General features: G+C 59.3%; 2 protein-coding genes. Both read right to left on the bottom strand.

All coding sequences use genetic code 11. The features are described from left to right. Window positions 1–379 precede the first annotated feature (379 nt). Entirely contained in the window at window positions 380–3,064 is a 2,685-nt protein-coding gene (locus VFQ24_18805; GenBank protein ID HET9180413.1) for an ABC transporter permease, read from the bottom strand. 58 nt (window positions 3,065–3,122) lie between these two features. Beyond that, the gene (locus tag VFQ24_18800) at window positions 3,123–3,461 is read right to left on the bottom strand and encodes a PadR family transcriptional regulator (protein ID HET9180412.1); all 339 of its coding nucleotides are present in this window, start codon (window positions 3,459–3,461) and stop codon (window positions 3,123–3,125) included. Between the last annotated feature and the right edge of the window lie 321 nt (window positions 3,462–3,782).

Genomic DNA, 3,782 nt, shown 5'->3' with positions numbered 1-3,782 from the left:
CGCATAATGTTGAAACTGCTCCGTCCACTCGATTATTCTTCTCATCAGGGTGTAAGTCTCCTTCTTTAAGGATTCGGTCTCGCTTGCCGCGATACCAACTTACACCCTCCTCCCTTTTACACACTCAAATTTACGTCACCCGGCGGGAGGGAAATCCAGCATTCCAGGGTGGAGGGGAGGAAGCCTGAAGTATGAATTCTGAAGGATGAAGGCTAAGAACCATCAGGCGGTGAGCCACGAGCCACCGCTGCTGCCGATTATACTTCAGGCTTGCTCGTTAACGCTTGCCAATTGGTCTATTTGCACTCAGCTTTACGCCGTGTGTTTTTCAATCACAAATCGCCATTCGTAAATCAAAAATGGCGCGGTGAACGCGCAGCTACTCGTAGCGCAGCGCCACCATGGGATCGACTTTGGACGCGCGGCGGGCGGGGATGTAGGCGGCTGCAAGCGCGACGGCAATCAGGATCAGCGAGACGGCGATAAATGTGACCGGGTCGGTGGGCTTAATGCCATAAAGCAGGCTGGCAAGAAATCGAGTGAGCGCCAGTGCTCCAGCGATGCCGATGGCCACGCCGGTCAGTGCCAGCCTGATTCCCTGGCCAATCACCATCCTGAGGACGTCACTCTTCTCCGCTCCCAGCGCCATGCGGATGCCGATTTCGTGGGTGCGCTGCGTGACGGAATACGAGATGACGCCGTAGAGTCCCACCACCGCCAGCGCCAGGGCGAGGGCCGCGAATACCGCCATCAACATCATCAGAAAACGCTGAAAGGCTATGGATTGCGAAAACACTTCCTCCATCGTGCGGACCTGGCCGATGGGCAGGTTGGGGTCTGTCTGGTGGAGAGCGCCTTCGATTTCCCGGCTGAGGCTCAGGGGATTCTGTGCGGTTCGCACCAGGATGCTGGTGGGAAACCATCCCTGGAAAAGCTGGTCAGACTGGTAAGAAGCCTGCGCCATTGGGACGAAGAAGGTTGGCGGGGCTGGTTCGTTCAGATGGGATTTCACATCCCCGACGACGCCCGCGATTTCCTCTCCACTTCGCAGGTGTTCACCGATGGGGTTACGCCCCTGAAGATGTTCGCGGGCAAAGGCAGCGTTGACGATAATAACTTTTTGGGTTTCCGCCGCATCGGCCACCGTGAAGGACCTGCCTTGCAGTAAAGGTATCCCCAGGGTGCGAAAGTATTCCGGTGTGATCTCACGGTAATCTGCGGAGAATCCCTCGGCATCTTTCTGGCCGGCGATGTGAATGTAATCATTTCCACCTCGTTCCAGGGGCAAGCCAGCCGCCACAACAGCCGCGCTCTGGACACCGGGAAGGGCGCGAATGCGCCGGAGCGCATCCTCATAGAGGTTCGCCAGGCCGGCCCCCGACCTATATTGAGTTCCCGTCGTCCAAATCGGCAATGAGAGCACGTCGTGGGGGTCGAACCCGGGATCGGTATGCAGCAGGTGAAAGAATGTTTCGATCAATAAACTTGAGCCCACCAGCAACACGAGCGAGAGCGCTACTTCCGTTGAAGCGAGCGCCGGACCCAGCCTGTGGCGGCGCGAGATGCCCCGCTCTCCTCCTTCTTTGAGGGCCTCGTTGAGGTCGAGGCGTGAGGATCTGAAAGCCGGCGCAACACCAAAAAGGATGCCCGACAAAAATGCGACCAGCACGGTGAAACCGAGTGCCCAGCGATCGAGGCCAACGTGTTCAGCGTGGGGCAAATCGGCCGGCGCCAGCACGAGCAGAGAATGCAGGCACCAGTAAGCCAGCAACAGGCCGCACGCGCCACCGAGAAGTCCGAGCAGGATGGTCTCCGTGAACATCTGTCGCAGGATCCGCAGGCGTCCGGCGCCCATTGCGGCGCGGACGGCGAACTCCCGATTTCGCGTCACTGCCCGGCTCATCTGCAGGTTGGCCACGTTGACGCAGGCAATCAGTAATACAAATCCAATCGCGCCAAGCAGGACAAGAAGCGGCACGCGCTGGCTTCTGGTGATCATGTAGTTGTAAGGGAACGCAGCGAAGCTGATCTGCCTGGCGACCTTTTCGGATACTTCGTGGTCGGGGTCGAATTCCTGGAGGTAATGCCTTGTAAGGCTCGCTAGGTAGCTGGATGCCTTCGCCGGAGAAATGTGCGGCTTCAGCCTGGCAAGGACGAGATAATTGCCCCCGCCGCCAATTGTCTTAGCCACCTGGCCGATGGTTGTCCAAAGGTCTACCGGCGAGCTGCTTTCAAACCCGGACGGCATCACGCCAACAACGGTAAAAGGCGTACCATCCAGCGTAATGCTCACGCCGATCATTTTCGGATCGGCCCCAAAGTCGCGCTCCCACAACGCGTGGCTTAGTATGGCGACGCCGGGCCCACCGATGCGGTCCTCATCCTGCAGAAACTCCCGCCCCAACTCTGGCGCAACGCCGAGCAGGCGAAAATATCCGCTGGATACGCGCAGCGCCCTCACACGCTCGGGCCGGATTGCTCCCCCGAGGTTGAAGCCCACTTCAGTGGCGGCCGCCAGATCCTGGAACGGCTCGCGGTGGCCTTGCCAAAAATCGAACTGCCTGGCACTGAACCCTATACTGCGAGGCTGGCCTCGATAGAGCAATGAGATCTGGACAATCTGCTGTGGTTCGGGATAAGGCAGCGGCCTGAGCAGCACCGCATTCACGACGCTGAAGATCGCGGTATTGGCGCCGATGCCGAGGGCGAGGGTGAGGACGGCGACGGCGGTGAATCCGGGATTGCGGCGCAGTTGGCGCAGGCCGTAACGAACATCCTGCCAGGTACTTCCCCAGAAGTTCGCGCTGCCGTCGCCGCCAGGCACAATGCGTTCCCGCCGGGCTTCCTGCTCAACGTGGCGCAGACCTTTGGCCAATAACTCCTCGCCGCTCAGTTCCTCCAACGCCACGCGCCGCGCCTCATCCTCTGATGCTCCACTGGAGACCAACTCGCGGTAACGATCGTCCAGGTGCTGCGCCAATTCCTCGACAATTTCCGCTTCGCGCACCGGAGCCAGCTTCAAACCGGTAAGGCGCTTGCCAATCTCCTGTTTCCAGTCGGGCATGAACGCCTCCTTTTTCCGCACCAAAAAACCGCAGACTTTCTGAACAGCGAAAGTCTCGCTACCCCTCAACTTCGACGATACGGTTGATGGCTGCGACAAACGCCTGCCAGCCGCGGCGCTGCGAGGCCAGCACTTTGCGTCCCTGCGGCGTCAGGCGGTAATAGCGCCGCCTCCGCTGGCCGGCTTTTTCCACCCACCGGCCCTGGACCCAGCCGCGCTTTTCCAGGCGATAGAGCAGCGGATACAGAGAAGCCACGTGAAAGCGGAGCGCGCCATGCGAGCGCTGTTCGATGAGCTTTGAAATGTCATAACCGTGGCGGGGTCGCGCCTCAACCAGCGAGAGAATCAACAGCTCCGCGCTGCCTTTTTTCCATTCGAGATCAGATGTTGGCTCCATATATATTGCTCCCATATATCATCGCAGCCCGCCACGAAAGTCAAGTGGAAAACGCAAACTCCTGTCTCGGAGGTCTGCGGTTTCGAGGGCCGGAGCAGGTAGCGCAGAGTTTCGGCCCTTGAAACTCTGCGGTTTTCCCTTTTCCAAACCAAAAGCCGCAGACTTTCTGAACGGCGAAAGTCTGCGCTTGTATCTTGATGCCGGGCTGGTAAAAATCTCTGAGGCCAAGGGCTTGTTCTGGCGGGAAGGCCGATCTGCGCTGAGGCCCGGCGATGTGCCGCGAGCCTGTTGGGTAGATAGGCCCCCCGCCCTCTTCTCCCA

This window comes from Terriglobia bacterium (genome assembly GCA_035712365.1).
Classification (GTDB): domain Bacteria; phylum Acidobacteriota; class Terriglobia; order UBA7540; family UBA7540; genus SCRD01.
This window is presented reverse-complemented; position numbering and strand designations above follow the sequence as displayed.